This is a genomic window from Salinilacustrithrix flava (genome assembly GCF_041228405.1).
Lineage (GTDB): Bacteria > Actinomycetota > Acidimicrobiia > Acidimicrobiales > Salinilacustritrichaceae > Salinilacustrithrix > Salinilacustrithrix flava.
Genome location: NZ_CP133888.1, coordinates 2,946,560 through 2,964,721, shown reverse-complemented (window position 1 = coordinate 2,964,721; position 18,162 = coordinate 2,946,560). Strand labels below are relative to the sequence as shown.

The window sequence follows — 18,162 nt, the reverse complement described above, 5'->3', positions numbered from 1 at the left end:
GATGGAGGTGCTCCCCTTCGGGCTGCTCATCTTCGTGGGCGGCGCCTTGCTCATCACCAACATCTGGGGTGTCGTCGACGCCAAGTTCGCCGCCGACGCCGCGGCTCGGGAGTCGGCGCGCTGGGTGGTCGAGGCCGCCGGGCAGACCACCACCGCCGATGCGCTCCGGGCCGGCGCCACCGCCATCGCCACCGACACCCTCGCCGACCACGGCCGCACCGGTCCCGCCACGGTCCGGCTCGGACCGCCCCACGCTGCCTTCGTCCGCTGCGAGCGCATCGAGGTCACGGTGGCGCTCCAGGTCCCGGCCGTCCGCCTGCCCTTCGTCGGCGGGTTCGGGGACGCCTTCGACGTCCAGGCCACCCGCGGCGAGCTCATCGATCCCACCCGCTCCGGCGTCGGTGGCGTGGCCTCGTGCATCCAGTGACGCGAGCCACGTCGACCCGGCGCCACGAGCGCGGCTCGGTGCTGATGCTCATGCCGGCCGCCGTCCTCATCGTGCTGCTGCTCGGCGCCATCGCCGTGGACTCGGCCATCGTGTACCTGGGCCAGCGCCAGGCCTACAACGTGGCCTTCGACGCCGCGAACGATGCTGCCGGCGCCGGCTTCGACCTCGACGCGGCTCGCACGAGCGGCGAGATCGTCTACGACCCCGATCGGGTGGAGGCGATCGCCGCCCGGGCGATCACCGCTGCCGGCATCGACGACCTCGAGCTCGTCTCCGCCGAGCCCGACGGCGACGGCGTGGTGGTCACGGTGCGCCGGACGGTGCGGCACCTCTTCGTGCAGGCCCTCGGCGATCCGTCCCGCGACGTGCTCACGATCTCGGCTCGGGTCGACGGCGAGGTGCGCCGAGGCATCACTGCACCTTGATGCATCTCATGCCCTTCCGGTAGCGTCACCGCTGATGGTCATCGCCGTGCGCACCGAGGAGGCCGACGACGGCCTGGTGGTGGTCAAGGAGGCGCGCAGCGACGGCGACGTGGCTCGCCTCACCCGGGAAGCTGCCATGCTCGCCCGCTGCCGGCACCCCGGGGTGGTGGACCTGCTCGGCGTCGACGAGCGCTCGATCCGGCTCCGCCACGCCGGCACCGCGCTCGCCCGGCTCGGACCGTTCCCGCTGGACCACGCGGCGGGCATCGTGTGCGCGGTCGCCGACGTCGTGCACGCGCTGCACCGCCTCGACGTGGTCCACGGCGACATCGAGGCCGCCCACGTGCTCCTCGACGACCGTGGCCGCCCCCGCCTGTGCGGCTTCGGGATGGCCCAGGACCGCACCGACGACGGCGCGGCCGACGACGTGGCCGCCATCGGGCGCCTGCTCGGCGGCTTGCTGCGCGCCGGCGCCGACCTCCCGTGGGCCGACCCACCCGGCGGCGTGCGCCGCGCCGCGCGGCAGCGCCAGGCCCGCAAAGAGCTCGACGCCATCGTCGCCCAGGCCACGAGGGAGCGGCGCGACCAGCGCCTGACCGCCCGGCAGCTGGCCAAGGCGGTCCACGCGGTCGTGCCCGAGTGCTCCCTGCCGACCCCGAGCGCGGCGGCGAAGGCCGCGCCGTGGTTCGCCGAGCTGCCGGCCGACGTGGACCCCACCGCGGATCTGGGCTGGACCGACGAGGACCTGAGCTGGCTGGCCGCCGTGGCCGACGACGACCGCAACGCCGACGAGCTCGACGCCGATGCCGGCCCCTACGCCGGCCTGGGCTCGCTCGACCAGCTCGACGACGACGGCACCGACGCGGACTGGGCTGCGCTGGCCGCGGCGCCCGACGCCGTCACCGGTCCGCTCCCCGTCTTCACCCCGCCCGACGAGGGCCCGCGGGAGCGGGCTCGGATCGAGCACGAGGCCGCACCGCCCCCTCCCTCCGGGCCCAGCGTGCCCCTCCCCGACAGGCGTGCGCAGGAGGAGCGCCGGCGGCGCCTCCCCCTGCTCCGGGCCGCCCTGCTGCTCGTGGTGCTCGCCATCGGCGTGGTCGGTGGCGTCGCCGGGGCCCGCGCCGTCCGCCCGCTCGGCTCCGACCCGGTCTCCGCAGCGACGACCACCACGACCGCTCCGCCCACCACCGCGCCCGGCCAGACCACCACGAGCACCACCGCGCCGGCACCGGCCGCCGGTCCGTGGCCGGACTCCTGCACCGTGCCCGACGTCGCGGGACCCGACGTCGACGGCGACGGCTGCCCCGACGAGGTCGTCCTCGACGGTCGCAGGGCCCAGGTCGGGAGCGTGTCGGTGGCGCTCGGCCAGGAGGGCGACCTCGTGGCGCTCGGCGACTGGAGCTGCGACGGCATCGCCACGCCCGCCCTGCTCCGCCCCGGCACCGGCGAGGTGTTCGTGTTCCCCGAGTGGCGTCTGGACGAACCCCTCGAGGTCGAGGCCCTGGCCACGGTGCCCGGCGCGACGGCCATCGCGGCCGGCGCCGGCGCGTGCCCGGCGCCGGTGCTCACCACACCCGACGGATCCCGCACCGTCGAGGTCGCCGGATGAGCCGCCGGGCCGGGCGGGCGGTGCTCTGGCTCGTCGGCCTGCTGGCCGCCGGCGGCGCCCTGCGCCTCGCCGCCCGCGGGGAGCTGGCGGCACCACCGCTCGGCTCCCTCGACCAGCTCACGGCCTGGGCAGACGCCCACGAGCCGGCGGCCGCGGCCATGGCCCTGGTGCGGCTGCTCGCCGAGGTGAGCGTCTGGTACGTGCTGGCCCTGTCCGCCGTGCACGTCGCCTCGACCGCCCTGCGCATCGCCGGCGGGCACCGCCTCGCCGACGCCCTGGCGCTGCCCGGCGTGCGCCGGCTGGTGCACGCCGGCCTCGGGGTCGGCCTGGCGGCGGCATCCTCGGTCGGCGCACAGGACGAGGTCGGCGCGCCCGACGCGGTCACGATGGCCCCGGTGGCCGAGGCGCCCCTCGTCACCCAGCACCGGGTCGAGGCGCCGGCGGGCACCGCCACGATGCGACCCCACCGCCCGTCGACCGGCGAGGGCGGCACGGCGCTGATGGATCCGACGCCGGTCCCGTCGACGTGGACCGTCACCGCCGGCGAGTCGTTCTGGTCGATCGCCGGGGAGCTGCTGACCGATGCCTGGCGGCGAGCGCCGTCCGACGCCGAGGTCGACCCGTTCTGGCGGGCCCTCGTCGAGGTCAACCGCGGCCGGCTCGTCGACCCGGCGGACCCGGACCTCATCCACCCCGGTCAGGTCTTCGAGGTGCCGCCGGTCCCGCCGCCGCCGGCCTGAGCACGACGACCCACGCCGACGGCCACATCGGTCCGCAGCCGGACCGCGACCTCGTTGGCGAGCAGCCGTCCCTCCGGGGTCAGCACCACCCGGTCGCCATCCACCACGACCAGGCCCTCGAGCGAGGGATCGTCGAGGTCCAGCGCCGCGGCCGGCACCCCCTCGCGGGTCCGGAGCGCCAGCTGGAGGGCCTCGAGCCGGCGGGTTCCCTCGTCGAGGTCCTCGCCGGCGGCCTCGGTGGACGCGCCGGCATCCACCGCGTCGAGGTAGCGCTCGGGGGTGCGCAGGTTCCACCAGCGGCGGCCACCGCGATGGCTGTGGGCGGCGCATCCGAAGCCCAGGTACTCCCCCGCCTCCCAGTACAGCCGGTTGTGCCGGCACTCGTGGCCGGGTCGGGCCCAGTTCGACACCTCGTACCAGCGCAGTCCGGCAGCACCCAGGCGCTCGTCGGTGAGCAGGTACTTGTCGGCCTGGTCGTCGTCGTCGGGGTACCGGTCCGGATCGGCGGCCAGCGGCGTGCCCGGCTCGACCGTCAGCCCGTAGGCCGAGACGTGGGGCGGGTCGAGCGAGAGCACGTCGTCGATGCTCGACGCCCAGTCCGCCACCGACTCACCGGCGGCGCCCATGATCAGGTCGAGGTTGAACGTCTCGAACCCGGCCTCCCGGGTCCAGGCCACGGCTTGGCGCACGTTGTCGGGGTCGTGGGTGCGGCCGAGGGCAGCGAGCACGTGCTCGCGCATCGACTGCACGCCGAAGGACATGCGGTTCACCCCACCGCGCCGGTACGTGCGCAGCGACTCGGCCGTGACCGAATCGGGATTGGCCTCGATGGTGACCTCGGCCCCGGGCGCCAGCGGCAGGCGGGCCAGCACGCCGACCAGGCCCTCGGCGGGCACGAGCGTCGGGGTGCCGCCCCCGACGAAGACCGACGTCAGCGGGGGCAGGCCTTCAGCGACGGCCCGGTCGACCTCGGTGGCGAGGCCGGCCAGGTACCGGTCGACCAGGTGCCCGCGGTCGGTCCAGGTCGCGAACGCGCAGTAGTCGCAGCGCGTCGAGCAGAACGGGATGTGGAGGTAGGCGCCGAAGGTCTCAGGATGTGCGCGGATGAGTCACGTCCTCCCGCGTCTCCATCTGGCGGCTTCGCCGCCGGAGGGCACCGTGTCCATGGTCGCCTCGCCTGTCGGCTCGGCTCAGTGCGACGCCCCGACCCGGCACAGGCCGAGCTGGTCCAAGCGATCCATCGTGCGGTCCGTCGCCACGCCGAGGATGCAGGCGATGGCCCGCACGTCGTCCTTGCGGATGGTGAGCATCCGCCCGTTGAAGTCCTGGCGTTGGATCTGGATGGTGCGGATGTAGCGGTTGAGCATGGCGCCCTCGGGGCCGCCGAGCTCGGACAGCATCTGCAGGTCGAGCACGAGGTGGTTCTCGGCCTGGCGGGCCAGCGCCCGGTCGGTGAGGTCGATGACCTCGCCCTCCTCGTCGGAGGGCAGCAGCTGGTCGACGGGGACGTCGTAGAAGCCGGCCAGGCGGTGCAGGCGCGGCACGGAGATGGAGCGCTCGCCGCGCTCGTAGGCGCCGAGCACCGATGCCTTGAACTCCGAGTCGGAGGCCGCCTCCACGTCGTGCAGGCTCAGGCGCTTCTGACGCCGGATGGCGCGCAGGCGCTCGCCGACCTTGCGGCTGTACGCGAGTCCCGCCTCGTCCAAGTCTTCCATCGCCATCTCCTGCTCCGATCCCCACCCGATGTCAACGCTCAACGTAGGCATCGACCACGCTCCGCACAACCCTCACCACCCAGGCAATCTGGGCAATCGGTGCGATGTCCGATGCGTGGGGTGGTCACCGAGCCCAGCCGCTACGCATCGCACCGAGCAGCGCACCGGCGGTAATGGCCGCGGTCTCGGCCCGCAGCACGTGCGGACCGAGGCCCGCGGTGTCGGGGAGGGCGGCGCGCTCGTGGTCCGACCAGCCGCCCTCGGGTCCCACGGCCACGACCGGCCGGTCGAGCGAGACGCCCACCGGACCCCGATCGAGGCGGACCGCGCCCCGGCCGGCCAGGTCGGCCACGTCGGTCACCGGCTCGACCACCGGGAGCCAGCACCGGTGCGACTGCTCGCAGGCCGACCGGGCGATCGCGACGAGGCGCTCGTGCTGGCGGGCCGCCTTGGTCTCGTCCCACCGCACCACGGAGCGATCGGCGCGGAACGGCACGATGCGGTCGACGCCGAGCTCGGTGAGCTTCTGCACCACCAGATCGGGCTTGTCGGACTTGGTCAGCGCGAAGGCGACCGTCACCTCCGGCTCGGGGGCCGGCACCGTGATCACGGGGCCGTCCGGGTCGATCTCGGATCGCCCCCGGAACCGGCCCGCTCGCCACGCGCCGCGCCCGTCGGTGACGGTGAGGGCGTCGCCGTCGCGGAGGCGGCGCACCCGGTCCAGGTGGTGGCGGGCATCGTCGCTCAGGACGGGCGCCTCGACGTCGTCGACGAGCACGTGTGGCGCCGCGCCGTCCGGCGGCTGCGAGCTCACTTGAAGGCGGTGCGCAGCTTGGTGAAGAAGCCTCGCGTCTCCTCGGCGACGGGCTCGCCCCGGAGCTCGGCCAGCCGGCGGACGAGCTCCTCCTGCTCCTCGGTCAGGTCGCGCGGCAGGTCGATCACGACGTGCAGGTGCAGGTCGCCCCGGCCGCCGCGGTTGACGACCGGCACGCCCTTGCCTCGGAAGCGGAACACGTGCCCGGTCGGCGTCGCCGGCGGGACGGTGACCGCCTCCGTGCCGTCCAGGGTCTCGAACTCGACCTCGGCGCCGAGCATCGCCTGGGTCACGGGGATGTGCAGGTCGGCGTGGAGGTCGACGCCGTCGCGCCGGAACACGTCGTGGGGCCGCACCCGGAAGTGCACGTAGAGGTCGCCGGGGGGACCACCCCGGGGGCCGGCAGCGCCCCGACCCTGCAGCCGGAGCGTGGACGCCGCGTCCACGCCCGGCGGGATGTCGACGGTGAAGGAGCGATCCTGGAGGGTCCGGCCCTCGCCGGCGCAGTTGCCGCACGGGTCGGCGATGACCTCGCCGGCCCCGTTGCACCGGGGGCACGCCGCGGTGGTGACCATCTGGCCGAGCAGCGACTGGCGCACGCGACGGACCTGACCGGCGCCGCCGCAGTCCGCGCAGGTGGTGGCCGACGTGCCCGGCGTCGCGCCGGTGGCGTCGCACACCTCGCAGGCCACCGCCGTACGGACGTCGACCTTGTGCTGGGCGCCGAAGACGGCCTCGGTGAAGTCGAGCTCGGTGACGACCTCGAGGTCGGGTCCCCGCATCGGCCCGGACCGACCCGCGCCGCCCCCGCCGAAGGGGCTCTGACCGCCGAAGAACGCGTCGAAGATGTCGCCGACGCCGCCGAAGCCGGCGAAGGGGTCACCGCCGCCCGGCTGCCCGGCGCCGCCGATGCCGGCGTCGCCGAAGCGGTCGTAGCGGGCCCGCTTCTCCGGGTCCCGCAGGACCTCCCACGCCTGGGCGACCTCCTTGAAGTGGTGCTCGGCGTCGGGGTCGTCCGGGTTGGCGTCGGGGTGCAGCTCCCGCGCCTTGGCCCGGTAGGCCCGCTTGATGTCGTCCTGGGAGGCGTCGCGCGGGACGCCGAGGAGCTCGTAGAGGTCGGCCATGAGGGGTCTCCGGTCAGCCTTCGGTGAGGTGGTGGCCGAGTCGGCGGCTCACCGCAGCGACCGCGGCCATGGCCTCGGGGTAGTTCATGCGCGCCGGGCCGAGGACGCCGATCGAGCCGGCTCGCTCCCCGTCGACGGTGTAGGGCGCCACGACGAGCGCGGCGTCGGCCAAGGTCTCCATGCCGGTCTCGGTGCCGATGGCCACCTGCAGGCCCCGGTCGACGACGTCGCGCAGCAGGGTCACCACGACGAGCTGCTCCTCGAGCACGCTCAGGACCTGCTGGACGGTCTCGACCGCGTCGAAGGCCGAGGCGACCCGGGACGCGCCGCCGACGAAGACCTCGTCGGCGGTGTCGGCCGGGGTCGTCCGGCGCAGGACCTCGACGACGGCGCCGACGACGCCGTCGGTGTCCGGGTCGCCGGTGGTGGCGACGTCCGCCGGCACGGCGCCGCGCATGGTGCCGGTGAGCTGGGCCGCGAGGTGCAGCGACGCCCGGGCGACGACGTCGTCGCCCACGTCGGCGGGCAGCTCCACGCTGTGCTTCTCGACCATGGCATCGGCGAGCACGGTGACGACGAGGGCGGTGCTGGGGGCCAGGCCGACGACCTGGACGGACCGGATCGCCACGTCGGCCGCCGAGGGGGGCACGACCACGCCCGTCCAGGCGGTGAGTCCGGACAGCAGGCGGCTGGTGGACTCGAACATCTCCTCGAGCTCGCCGTGGGCGCGAGCGAAGAACGCCTTCACCTGCTTGGCCTGCTCGCCGCGGAGGGCGCCGGGCGACCCGATGGTGTCGACGAAGTAGCGGTAGCCCTTCTCCGTGGGGATCCGCCCCGCGCTGGTGTGGGGTTGGGCCAGGTAGCCCTCGTTCTCCAGGACCGCCATCTCGTTGCGCACGGTCGCCGAGCTCACGTCGACGCCGGGTGCGGCCGACACCCGCCCGGAACCGACGGGCTGCGCGGTCTCGATGTACTCCTGCACGACGGCCCGCAGGATCGAGGCCTTCCGATCGTCGAGCACGTGGTCACCTCCCGGCACGGCAGCGGTCCAGCTGGCACTCGATGTTACCGACTGCCAGCGGCTCAACCCCGTTCCAGCGCGACCAGCTCGTCGTCCAGGTACCGCAGGAGGTGCTGCATGGACGGCACCGAGCGGCGGCAGCCGAGGATGCCGAAGTCGAGGTTGCCGGCGTAGCTGGAGGTCGTGATGTTCAGCGCCTGGCCGTCGACCAGCAGCGACATCGGGTAGGAGCCAGAGAGCCGGGCCCCGTTCCAGTAGAGCGCCTCCTTGGGGCCGGGCACGTTGGAGATCACCACGTTGAACGGCGGGCGGATGCGCTCCTCGGCCAGCGGCAGGCGGCCGAGCGGGCTCATGTTGAGCGCCAGCGGCGCCACGTTCAGCGCGCTGAGGGCCAGGATCTGGCCGGGCGAGAGCCCCTCGAGGCGGGCCTTGCTCTGGTGGATCGACTCCTGGATGTGGGCCAGTCGGGCCGGCGCGGTGTCCAGGTGGGTGCCGAGCGAGCACAGGATCGCGCCCACGGCGTTGCCGCTGCGGTCGTCGGCGCCGCGTGTCTTGAGCGACACCGGGACCATGGCGACGAGGGACTGGTCGGGCAGGGCCCCCTGGTCGAGCAGGTACGTGCGCAGCGCGCCGGCGCTCATGGCCAGGACCATGTCGTTGACGGTGGCGCCGTGGGGCGCAGCGGCGGCCCGGATGCGGTCGATCGACCACGAGTCGGCCGCGAAGCGCCGGGCACCGGTGATCGGCACGTTCAGCATCGAGCGCGGCGCCCGCAGCGGCGAGGAGAGCGACTGGTCCCGGAAGCTGCTGAGCAGGTGGCCGATGCCGTCGGTGGCCCCGGCCACGCTCTCGAGGGAGCCGGTCACGCTCGAGCCGAGCTTGCGCAGCCCGTCGGTGAGCACGGCGGTCCACGTGTCCTCCTCGGGGGCGGAGCGGGGCGGGCGGGCAACCTCGTCGGGATCGGGCTCGTCGAACACCGACCCCTTGGGGCGGCGCTCCCACGGCTGGGGCATTCCCCGTTCGGTCGGATCCGGGCTCATCGAGGACTCGAGCAGCTTCATCGCCGTGACGCCATCGCAGAGGGCGTGGTGGATCTTGGTGTAGAGCGCGAAGCGGCCGTCGGCGAGGCCCTCGATGAGGTGGGCCTCCCACAGCGGCCGGTTCCGGTCCAGGAGCGAGCCGTGGAGCCGGGACACCACGGTGAGCAGCTCCCGGATGCGGCCCGGCACCGGCAGGGCGCTGTGGCGCAGGTGGTACTGGATGTCGAACTGCTCGTCCCGGGTCCACGAGTACCCGGCGAGTCCCGGTCGGCTCACTCGGCGCTGGAACAGGGATCGCACCGGCGCGTCCGAGGCGATGCAGGACTGGTACAGCTCGTAGAGGTACTGCTCGTCCGCGTCCTCGGGCGTCTCGAAGAGGGCGAGCCCGCCGACGTGGGCCGGCTTCTCTCGGGCCTCCATCAGGAGGAAGAGGAGGTCCTGGGGTGCGATCATGGCCATCGGGTGATCATTCCCTACCGGGTCGCCCCATACCTCCGTAGCGACTCCTCCCGTTCCTCCCGGTGGTCCACGATCGGCTCGGGGTAGCCGGCCGGCACCCCGTCCGGTGCGTCGGCCGGGGTGTGGACCCACTTCGAGGGAACCCCGGCGAGCTCGGGGATCCAGCGGCGCACGTAGGTGCCGTCCGGGTCGAATCGCTGCCCCTGCGTCGTCGGGTTGAAGATCCGGAAGAACGGGGCGGCGTCGGTGCCGGTGCCGGCCGTCCACTGCCACCCGTGCTGGTTGGAGGCGAGGTCGCCGTCGACCAGGTTCTGCATGAACCACCGCGCCCCCCGCTGCCAGTCCAGGTGCAGGTCCTTGACGAGGAAGCTGGCCGTGATCATGCGGACGCGGTTGTGCATCCACCCTTCGGCGAGCAGCTGGCGCATGCCGGCATCGACGATCGGGAAGCCGGTGCGACCCTCGGTCCAGGCAACGAACAGCTCGTCGGCACCCGCGCCCCGATCCCACGGCATGGCGCCGACCTTGCCGTCCATCGACTCACGCGCCGACTCCGGTCGGTGGAACAGGACGTCGGCGTAGAACTCCCGCCAGCACAGCTCGGTGGCGAAGGTCCGCTCCCCCGCCGTGTGCCCGAGGCGGGCGAGGACCTGGCGGGGGTGCAGCGTGCCCCACTTCAGGTCGGGCGACAGCCGTGACGTCGCGTCTGCGCCCGGCCGGTCCCGGGCCTCGTCGTAGTCCTCGACCTTGGCCCGGAGGAAGTGGTCGAGGCGGTTGCCGGCCGCGTCCTCGCCGGCGCGGGGCAGGTCCACGTCGCCGATGTCGGGGAGGTCGGGGATCCCGTCGCCCGGCGCCGAGCGCCACGGGATCGATGACGGCCGACGCACCGGAGCGGGCCAGCCGTGGTCCCGCCACGCGCGCGAGAACGGCGTGAAGACCTTGTAGGGCGACCCCGACTTGTTCTCGATCGAGCCGGGCGGCACCGCGTACGCCGACCCGGTCCGCACCAGCTCCACCCCGGCGCCGGTCACCCGCTCGGCGACCGCGTCGTCCCGCCGACGGCCGTAGGGGCCGAAGTCCTCGGCCAGGTGCACCGACGCGGCCTCGACCTCGACCGCCAGCTCCGGGATCACCGAGGTCGGGTCGCCGGCGCGCACCACGAGGTTCCCGTCCATCGACCCGTCGAGGGCGGCCAGCGTGCGGAACAGGTGGTGGCGGCGGACGTCCCCCGCCGGACCGAGGAGCGCCGGGTCCAGGCAGAACACCCCGACCACCTCGTCCGCCTCGCGGACCGCTTCGACCAGCGCGGGGTTGTCGGACAGGCGCAGGTCGCGCCGGAACCACAGCAGCGCCGTCGTCATGGGGAGGCCGGACCGGCGAGCAGGGAGCGCACGGCGTCCAGGGTGTCTGCTTCGGCGACCGACTTGTCGTCGCGGTAGCGGACCACCCGGGCGAAGCGCAGGGCGACGCCGCCCGGGTAGCGGCTCGAGGTCTGCGCCCCGTCGAGCGCGATCTCCACCACCTGCTCGGGGCGGACGTGCACGGTGTGGCCCGACCGGCGGGTCTCCAGCTCCTGGAAGCGCGCCGTCTGCCACGCCAGGATCTCGTCGGTCATGCCCTTGAAGGTCTTGCCGACCATGACCGGCTCGCCGGTCGCAGGATCGAGCGCCCCGAGGTGGATGTTGGACAGCCAGCCCGTCCGGCGGCCGCTCCCCCACTCCACGGCGAGCACCACGAGATCGAGCGTGTGCACGGGCTTGACCTTGCGCCACGACCGCCCCCGCCGACCGGCCTCGTACGACGAATCGGCGGCCTTCACCATCACGCCCTCGTGTCCGTGGGCCAGCGCGTCTGCGAGCACGTCCTCGCCGACCACGGGGTCGAGCGTCGTGGTGCCGGGGATGAGGTGGGGGCCCACGAGGGCGGCCAGCCGCTCGCGTCGAACCCGGAGCGGCTCGTCGATCTGGTCGGCGCCGTCCAGGTGGAGGAGGTCGAAGAACTGCGGGACGAGCGCGGTCTCGCCGGCACCGCGACCGAAGCGGCTCATCGTGTCCTGGAACGCCTGCGGTGCCTGATCCGGGCCCATGAAGCCCAGCACCTCGCCGTCGAGGACGAAGGAGCTGCTGTCGAAGCTTCGCACCACCGCGACCACCTCGGCCAGCCGCTCCGTGACGTCGTTCAGGTTCCGGGTGTAGATGCGCACGTCGTCGCCGGCCCGGTGGACCTGGATGCGGGCGCCGTCGAGCTTCCACTCGACGCTGGCCTCGCCGACCTCCTCGATGGCGGCCGCCACCGACTCGCTGGTCGACGCCAGCATCGGCTGGACGGCCCGGAGCGGTTCGAGGCCGACCGCCTCCACCGCCTCGCGTCCCTCGGTCAGGGCGATGCGGGCCACGGCGCCGAGGTCGCCGGCCAGCATCACGGCCCGGCGCACCGCCGGTGCCGGGATGCCCGATGCCGCGGCCACCGCGTCGGTGACCACCCCGGCCAGCGCGCCCGTGCGCATGTCGCCCACGAACAGGCGAGCGAGGAAGTCCGCCTCGGGCGCGGTCGCCCGGGAGAACAGCGCGACGAGCTGGGCCCGTCGCGCCCCCTGCGAGCCGGGTCCGGTGGTGCTCGCCAGCGTCGACACGGCTCGGTCGACCTCGTCGACGGTGAGGCCGGCCTCCTCCGCTGGCGGGCAGTCCAGATCCCGGATCGCGGCCCAGCCGACGCCGATGCGGCCCTGTCGCACCTCCCCCAGGAGGAACCCGATCACGATGGGGATCTCCTCGGGGGCGAGCGCGGCGAACAGCCCGGCCAGCACGTCGCGCTTCGCCGTGCGCTTCGTCGTCGCGCCGACGGCATCGGCTGCGGCGACGACGTCGGCCAGCAGCGTCACGGGATGCACCAGTCGACCGGCTCGCGCCCGGCCGCCACCAGCGCCGCGTTGGCCCGGCTGAACGGGCGGGTGCCGAAGAACCCCTTGTGCGCCGACAGCGGCGACGGGTGCGGCGACTCGATGATCGTGTGCTTCGACGTGTCGATCTGGGCCGCCTTCCGGCGGGCCGACGCACCCCAGAGGACGAAGACGACCCGTTCGGGCTTGGCGTCGACGACCTCGATGACCCGGTCGGTGAAGCGCTCCCAGCCCTTGCGCTGGTGCGACGCCGCCTGGCGTGCACGGACGGTCAGGGTCGTGTTGAGCAGCAGCACCCCCTGGCGGGCCCAGTGCTCCAGGTTCCCGTGACCGGGCCGCGGGCACCCGAGGTCGGCCTCCAGCTCGGCGTGGATGTTGACCAGCGACGGCGGGATGTCGATGCCCTCACGTACCGAGAAGCAGAGCCCGTGGGCCTGGCCGGGGCCGTGGTAGGGGTCCTGGCCGAGGATCAGCACCTTCACGTCCGAGTGCGGCGTGAGGTGGAGTGCGGCGAACACCTCGTCGTGGGGCGGGTACACCTCGTGGCGCGCCCGCTCCTCCCGGACGAAGGCCTGCAGCTCGTGCCAGTAGGGCTCCTCGAACTGGTCGCGCAGGAGCGGGTTCCAGTCGGTCTTCATGCGGCGCCGAACGTACCCGACCCCGGATCCCGTTCAGTCGAGCAGGGAGGCCTCGGCGAGCGACGTGTCGAGGCGCTCGAGCAGGTCTGCGTCGGCATCGTCGCCCGGGTTCCCGGTGGTGAGCAGCTTGTCGCCGAGGAAGATGCTGGCGGCGCCGGCGTGCATGCACAGCGCCTGCAGCTCGTCGCTCATCTGGCTGCGACCGGCGGACAGCCGGACGACGGACCCCGGCATCATGATCCGGGCGGCGGCGATCGTGCGGACCAGCTCGAGGCCGTCGAGCTCGTCGGTGCCGTGGAGGGGCGTGCCGGGCACCTGGACCAGCAGGTTGATCGGCACGCTCTCGGGGTGGGGGTCGAGCTGGGCCAGCTGGGCGAGCAGGCCGGCCCGCTGGCGGCGGCTCTCGCCCATGCCGACGATGCCGCCGCAGCAGAGGCGGACGCCGGCCTCTCGCACGTGGCCGATCGTGTCGAGCCGGTCCTGGTAGGTGCGGGTGGTGATGATCTCGCCGTAGAAGTCCGGCGAGGTGTCCAGGTTGTGGTTGTAGTAGTCGAGCCCGGCGTCCGCGAGGCGCTGGGCCTGGGCGTCGGTGAGCATCCCGAGCGTCACGCAGGTCTCCATGCCGAGGTCGCCGACCGCAGCGACCGCGTCGGCGACCCGCTCGACCTGGCGGTCGTTCGGCGACCGCCAGGCAGCACCCATGCAGAAGCGGGACGCGCCGGACGCCTTCGCGTTCGTCGCGGCGGCGACGATCTCCTCGGTGTCCATCAGCCGCTCGGGCTCGAGGTCGGTGTTCCACTTCGCCGACTGCGGGCAGTACGCGCAGTCCTCCGGGCAGGCGCCAGTCTTGATCGAGAGCAGGATCGCACCCTCGACCACGTCGGGCCGGAAGCCCGCCCGGTGGACCTGCTGGGCGTCGAAGAGCAGGTCGTGGAACGGGCGCTCGAGCAGTGCGAGCGCGTCGTCGGTGGTCCAGTCGTGGCGGGGGGAGGTCTCGACCATGGCGGGCGATCCTACGGTCGGCCCGCGGTCGCACCGAATGGGCCCGGAACACCTCGGCGTCACCTGTGGTTGGGTGCAGGCATGCGCATCGATGTGTGGTCCGACGTCGTCTGTCCGTGGTGCTACCTCGGCAAGCGGCGCCTCGAGGTGGCCCTCGAGGGCCTCGACTTCGCCGACGAGGTGGAGGTCCGGTGGCGCGCCTTCCAGCTCGATCCGACGGCGACCGCCGAGCCGAAGGACCTGGCGACGGCGATCGACCGCAAGTACGGGCCCGGCGCGTTCCAGGGCATGACCGGGCGCCTCGTGCCCCTCGGGGAGGAGGTCGGCATCGACTACCGCTTCGACCTGGCCCAGCGGGTCACGAGCCTCCCGGCCCTGTCGCTGGTTGCGTGGGTCGAGTCCGAGCACGGTCCCGACACCGCGGCGCAGCTGCACGACCGGCTGTTCCGGGCGTACTTCACCGAGGGCGCCAACATCGCCGATGCCGCCAACCTCGTCGAGTGGGCCGTAGACGTCGGCGCCGACCGCGAGCTGGCCGGCGAAGCCGTGGCCACGGGCACGGGCCGAGATGCGGTGGCGTCGGACCTCGAGGGGGCCGCCGACCGCCAGATCACCGGCGTGCCGGCCTTCGTCATCGAGGACTCCTTCATGATCCCCGGCGCCCAGGACGTGGACACCATCCGCAACCTGCTCACCCGCATGCACGAGCGCCGAGCGGCGAGCTGACGGGTCTCAGCCGCCGACGTCGCGCGCCGCGAGGAGCTCGGCCCGCTGGAAGCCGGGGCCGCCCTCACGGTCGTGGCGGGTGATGAGGCCCTGGTCGGCCATGGCGCGGACCTGCTCGACCGGGACGCCGAGCAGCTCGCTGGCGGCGTCGAGACCGAGCAGCTCGCCGAGGTCGCCGGTCTGGTGGTGGTTCGACTGATCGGACATGGGGGGTCCGTACCCGCCGCCGACGATGCCGAAGACCTGGCACCGCCGTCGCTACGGTCGCGCAGGTGCCCCAGCTCACCTCACGCCAGTGGGCGATCGTCGCCGGCGTGCTCGCCGTCATCGCCGTCGCCATCGTGGTCATCGCGCTCGGCGGAGGCGGTGACGAGCCCGCCGAGCGAGCCGTCACCTCCACCACCACGTCCACCACGACGACGACCTCGACCACGACGACGACCGAGCCCGGCTACCCGCTCACCGGCCAACCGGTGGACGACGCAGCCCGAGCCCAGCAGCCGGTCCTGGCGGTGAAGATCGACAACGCCGAGCCCCGCACCGGTCGGGGCGGACGCCCTCAGGCCGGGATCAACCAGGCCGACGTGGTGTACGAGGAGATGGTGGAGGGCAGCGTCACCCGCTTCCTCGCGCTCTTCCACTCCCAGGACGCCGATCCGGTGGGCCCGATCCGCTCGGCCCGCACCACCGACCTGCTCCTGATGGAGCCCCTGAACCGCCCGCTCTTCGCGTGGTCCGGGGCCAACGCCGGGGTCGTCGCACAGGTCCGCGGCGCCGCCGTCGTCGACGTCGGGCTCGATGCCGCCACCGGCGCCTACGACCGGGCCGGAGATCGACCCGCGCCGTACAACCTGATGAGCTCCACCGGCGCGCTGCGCGCAGCGGTGGCGAGCGAGGAGCGGCCACCGCCGGCCCTGTTCCGGTACCGGCCCGCCGACGTCGAGCCGACCGGAGACCCGGCCACCGGAGTGCGGATCGCGTTCGGTGGGGGGCCGGGCAGCGCGCCCGTCGACTACGAGTGGGACGGCAGCGGCTGGGCCCGCAGCCAGCGCGACACACCCCACGTCGACGCGACGGACACCCGCGTCGCCCCACCCAACGTCATCGTCCAGTTCACGCCCTACGCCGAGGTGCAGTGCTGCGACGCCGCCGGGTTCCCGATCGTGGAGGCCCAGCTCGTCGGCGAGGGCGACGCCTGGGTGCTCAGTGCCGGGCGCCTCGTCCAGGCCCGCTGGTCCCGACCCACCGTCGGCGACGTGACGACCTACACCGGCCCCGACGGCGAGCCGGTGCTGCTCACGCCCGGCCCGACCTGGGTGGCCATCGCCCCGCCCGGCAGCGCCGAGTCCCGGTAGGGCTACCCGGCGCGCAGCCGGTACCCCATCCCCCGGACGGTCTCGATGCGGTCCGCACCGAGCTTGCGGCGCAAGTAGCCGATGTACACGTCGACGACGTTGGACTCCGGCTCGAAGTCGTAGCCCCAGACCATCGACAGCAGCTGCTCGCGCGACAGCACCTGACCGGGGTGCCGGAACAGCGCCTCGGCGAGCGCGAACTCCCGTGACGACAGCTCGACGCTGCGGCCGTCCACCGACACCGTCCGCCGCCGCAGATCGAGCACGACGGAGCCGGCCTCCAGCAGCGTCTGCTCGGTGGTCCCCTGGTCGCGCAGCCGGGCCCGGACCCGGGCCAGCAGCTCCTCGAAGCGGAACGGCTTGGTGACGTAGTCGTCGGCGCCGGCATCGAACCCGGTGACGGTGTCGGACGTGGCATCCCGTGCCGTCAGCACGATGACGGGCAGGCGCACGCCGCGCTCGCGGATCTCCTGCAGCACGGCGAACCCGTCCTTCCCCGGCAGGCCGATGTCGAGGATCATCAGGTCGAAGCTGGCGTCGTCGACCACCGCCGCGGCCGTGATCCCGTCGCCGACGGCCATGGTGGAGTGCCCGTTGGCCTCGAGGCCCTTGGTGAGGAACGACACGATCCGGTCCTCGTCCTCCACGATCAGGATGCGGGCCACGGCAGCTCCTCCTCGGTTCGCTCGTCCTCCACGACGGTCGGGGTCGTGGGGGTCTCGACGGCCGCTGCCGGCAGGCAGAGGACGAACGTGGCGCCGCCCCCGGGCGTGTCGCGCAGGTCGACCCGACCGCCGTGGGCGGCAGCGATCGCGGTGGCGATGGCCAGGCCCAGCCCGGCGCCGTCGCTGCGGGTGCGTCGGGCCGAGGCCCCCCGGCCGAACCGGTCGAAGATCCGGTCGCGGTCCTCGGCCGGCACGCCCTCGCCCTGATCGCTCACGCCGAGCTCCAGGTGCTCGCCGGCCACCACGGAGAACACGGTGATGCGCTGGCCGTCGGTCGTGTGCTGGACGGCGTTGCGCACCAGGTTCATCCACGCCTGCGTGATCCGCTCCCGGTCGAGCTGCGCGACCACGACCGCCTCCGCCCGCACCTCCCACTCCCGGTCCACGAGGGGGCTGGCCTTGGCGACGATCTCGTGGGTGAGGTCGGCGACATCGACCGGGCCGGGCACGACGAAGTCGGGCCGTTCGGCCTTCGCGATCAGGAGCAGGTCCTCCACGATCCGGGTCATGCGGTCCAGCTCGTCGAACACGACCTCGCGGGTGGCCTCGCCGAGGGGTTCGTCGGACGCAGCGAGCTCGAGGTGCCCGCGGATCACCGTGATCGGCGTGCGCAGCTCGTGGCCGGCGTCGTCGAGGAAGGACCGCTGGGTGGCGAAGGCACCCTCGACCCGGTCGAGCATGGCGTTGAACGTCTGCGTCAGCTCGGCGAGCTCGCCGCTGCCGTCCACCGGGATCCGTTCGCTGAGGTTGTCCTCCCGCACGGCGTCTGCCGCGTGCGCCAGGTCCCGGAGCGGTGCGAGCACCCGCCCGGCGATGGCCCATGCGGCCGCCGCGGCGACCAGGAACGCCACGAGGCCGACGGTGGCAGCGGCCCGGACGGCATCGTCGACCTCGGCCCGCTCGGCCGCCGGGAAGCGCGCCACCACGAACGTTCCCTCCCGCTCACCGCCCGTCACCACCACGGGCACCACGAGGTACCGGACGTCGCCGCCGGGTGTGGACGCGTTGCCGTACGCCGGTTCGCGAGCGGAGCCCCAGGACGCCACGAGGGAGGCGACGTCCTCCAGCGGGTAGGGCGCGTCCGGGCTGCGGAGGTAGGGCCGACCGTCGACGAGACCCAGGAACACCTCGTCGGTGTCGGGGATGTTGCGGGCGAAGAAGGTGTCGAAGATGGCGGCGACGTCGGAGCCGAAGGGCTCCCCGCTGTCGGGGTCGATCCCCTGGGCCAGCTGCTCGAACTCCGCGACCTCCTGGGCGAGGTTCGCGTCGATCCGCTCGTCGAGCTGCGCGAGCAGCAGCGCGCGGTCGACGACGATGGACACCGCGATCGTGCCCGCCAGCAGCGCGAGCGCGCCGATGAGGACTCGGGCACGGGCGCTGCCCAGGATCCGGCCCCGTCGGTCACGCGTCCGGCGCACCTCA

The 18,162-nt window shown here is 73.6% G+C and carries 19 protein-coding genes; 6 read left to right on the top strand and 13 right to left on the bottom strand.

From position 1 onward, the window contains the following. Position 1 precedes the first annotated feature (1 nt). The 4 genes from RGQ06_RS14570 to RGQ06_RS14555 are packed head-to-tail and all read left to right on the top strand — an operon-like array spanning position 2 to position 3,222. Positions 2 to 427: a hypothetical protein gene (locus tag RGQ06_RS14570; RefSeq protein WP_432430210.1), complete on the top strand. Its 426-nt coding sequence runs from the start codon at positions 2 to 4 to the stop codon at positions 425 to 427. After that, positions 424 to 873 carry a hypothetical protein gene (locus RGQ06_RS14565; RefSeq protein WP_432430209.1) on the top strand — a complete coding sequence of 150 codons (450 nt, stop codon included), beginning with the start codon at positions 424 to 426 and terminating at the stop codon, positions 871 to 873. The genes RGQ06_RS14570 and RGQ06_RS14565 overlap by 4 nt, the downstream gene beginning before the upstream one ends. Before the next feature lie 34 nt (positions 874 to 907). Beyond that, on the top strand, positions 908 to 2,482 hold the full coding sequence (locus RGQ06_RS14560; RefSeq protein ID WP_432430208.1) for a protein kinase domain-containing protein: 1,575 nt from the start codon (positions 908 to 910) through the stop codon (positions 2,480 to 2,482). Then, on the top strand, positions 2,479 to 3,222 hold the full coding sequence (locus RGQ06_RS14555) for a LysM peptidoglycan-binding domain-containing protein (RefSeq protein WP_432430207.1): 744 nt from the start codon (positions 2,479 to 2,481) through the stop codon (positions 3,220 to 3,222). Before RGQ06_RS14560 ends, RGQ06_RS14555 begins: the two co-directional genes overlap by 4 nt. Here RGQ06_RS14555 and hemW read toward each other — a convergent pair. The 10 genes from hemW to bioB form a co-directional block, all read right to left on the bottom strand. After that, entirely contained in the window at positions 3,180 to 4,289 is a 1,110-nt protein-coding gene (hemW, locus tag RGQ06_RS14550; RefSeq protein ID WP_432430214.1) for a radical SAM family heme chaperone HemW, read from the bottom strand. The genes RGQ06_RS14555 and hemW overlap by 43 nt on opposite strands. A gap of 123 nt (positions 4,290 to 4,412) precedes the next feature. After that, positions 4,413 to 4,937, bottom strand: a complete 525-nt coding sequence (locus RGQ06_RS14545) for a transcriptional regulator (RefSeq protein WP_432430206.1) — start codon at positions 4,935 to 4,937, stop codon at positions 4,413 to 4,415. Positions 4,938 to 5,061: 124 nt separating this feature from the next. Beyond that, the gene (locus RGQ06_RS14540) at positions 5,062 to 5,751 is read right to left on the bottom strand and encodes an RsmE family RNA methyltransferase (RefSeq protein ID WP_432430205.1); all 690 of its coding nucleotides are present in this window, start codon (positions 5,749 to 5,751) and stop codon (positions 5,062 to 5,064) included. Next, positions 5,748 to 6,875 carry a molecular chaperone DnaJ gene (gene dnaJ, locus RGQ06_RS14535; RefSeq protein WP_432430204.1) on the bottom strand — a complete coding sequence of 376 codons (1,128 nt, stop codon included), beginning with the start codon at positions 6,873 to 6,875 and terminating at the stop codon, positions 5,748 to 5,750. The genes RGQ06_RS14540 and dnaJ overlap by 4 nt, the downstream gene beginning before the upstream one ends. A 13-nt stretch (positions 6,876 to 6,888) precedes the next feature. Then, on the bottom strand, positions 6,889 to 7,896 hold the full coding sequence (gene hrcA, locus RGQ06_RS14530; protein WP_432430203.1) for a heat-inducible transcriptional repressor HrcA: 1,008 nt from the start codon (positions 7,894 to 7,896) through the stop codon (positions 6,889 to 6,891). Positions 7,897 to 7,958: 62 nt separating this feature from the next. Next, positions 7,959 to 9,395 carry a WS/DGAT/MGAT family O-acyltransferase gene (locus RGQ06_RS14525; RefSeq protein ID WP_432430202.1) on the bottom strand — a complete coding sequence of 479 codons (1,437 nt, stop codon included), beginning with the start codon at positions 9,393 to 9,395 and terminating at the stop codon, positions 7,959 to 7,961. 14 nt (positions 9,396 to 9,409) lie between these two features. Continuing rightward, the gene (locus RGQ06_RS14520) at positions 9,410 to 10,756 is read right to left on the bottom strand and encodes a cryptochrome/photolyase family protein (protein WP_432430201.1); all 1,347 of its coding nucleotides are present in this window, start codon (positions 10,754 to 10,756) and stop codon (positions 9,410 to 9,412) included. Further along, entirely contained in the window at positions 10,753 to 12,285 is a 1,533-nt protein-coding gene (locus tag RGQ06_RS14515; protein WP_432430200.1) for an ATP-dependent DNA ligase, read from the bottom strand. The genes RGQ06_RS14520 and RGQ06_RS14515 overlap by 4 nt, the downstream gene beginning before the upstream one ends. Next, positions 12,273 to 12,932: a uracil-DNA glycosylase gene (gene ung, locus RGQ06_RS14510; protein ID WP_432430199.1), complete on the bottom strand. Its 660-nt coding sequence runs from the start codon at positions 12,930 to 12,932 to the stop codon at positions 12,273 to 12,275. Before ung ends, RGQ06_RS14515 begins: the two co-directional genes overlap by 13 nt. A 33-nt stretch (positions 12,933 to 12,965) precedes the next feature. Further along, a complete protein-coding gene (gene bioB / locus RGQ06_RS14505) occupies positions 12,966 to 13,934 on the bottom strand; it encodes a biotin synthase BioB (protein WP_432430198.1) in 969 nt (322 codons plus the stop codon). An 81-nt stretch (positions 13,935 to 14,015) separates the two neighbouring features. Here bioB and RGQ06_RS14500 point away from each other — a divergent pair, with 81 nt between their 5' ends. Then, complete coding sequence (locus RGQ06_RS14500; protein ID WP_432430197.1) at positions 14,016 to 14,660, top strand: DsbA family oxidoreductase; 645 nt, start codon at positions 14,016 to 14,018, stop codon at positions 14,658 to 14,660. Positions 14,661 to 14,666: 6 nt separating this feature from the next. Here the strand turns inward: RGQ06_RS14500 and RGQ06_RS14495 are convergent, their stop codons facing one another. Further along, complete coding sequence (locus RGQ06_RS14495; protein WP_432430196.1) at positions 14,667 to 14,867, bottom strand: hypothetical protein; 201 nt, start codon at positions 14,865 to 14,867, stop codon at positions 14,667 to 14,669. Between the two features lie 65 nt (positions 14,868 to 14,932). On the opposite strand from RGQ06_RS14495, the gene RGQ06_RS14490 reads away from it, so the two are divergent. After that, on the top strand, positions 14,933 to 16,015 hold the full coding sequence (locus tag RGQ06_RS14490; RefSeq protein WP_432430195.1) for a DUF3048 domain-containing protein: 1,083 nt from the start codon (positions 14,933 to 14,935) through the stop codon (positions 16,013 to 16,015). 2 nt (positions 16,016 to 16,017) lie between these two features. On the opposite strand, the gene RGQ06_RS14485 is transcribed toward RGQ06_RS14490, so the two are convergent. Then, a complete protein-coding gene (locus RGQ06_RS14485) occupies positions 16,018 to 16,680 on the bottom strand; it encodes a response regulator transcription factor (RefSeq protein ID WP_432430194.1) in 663 nt (220 codons plus the stop codon). After that, positions 16,665 to 18,158, bottom strand: a complete 1,494-nt coding sequence (locus RGQ06_RS14480) for an ATP-binding protein (protein WP_432430193.1) — start codon at positions 18,156 to 18,158, stop codon at positions 16,665 to 16,667. Before RGQ06_RS14480 ends, RGQ06_RS14485 begins: the two co-directional genes overlap by 16 nt. Positions 18,159 to 18,162 lie beyond the last annotated feature (4 nt).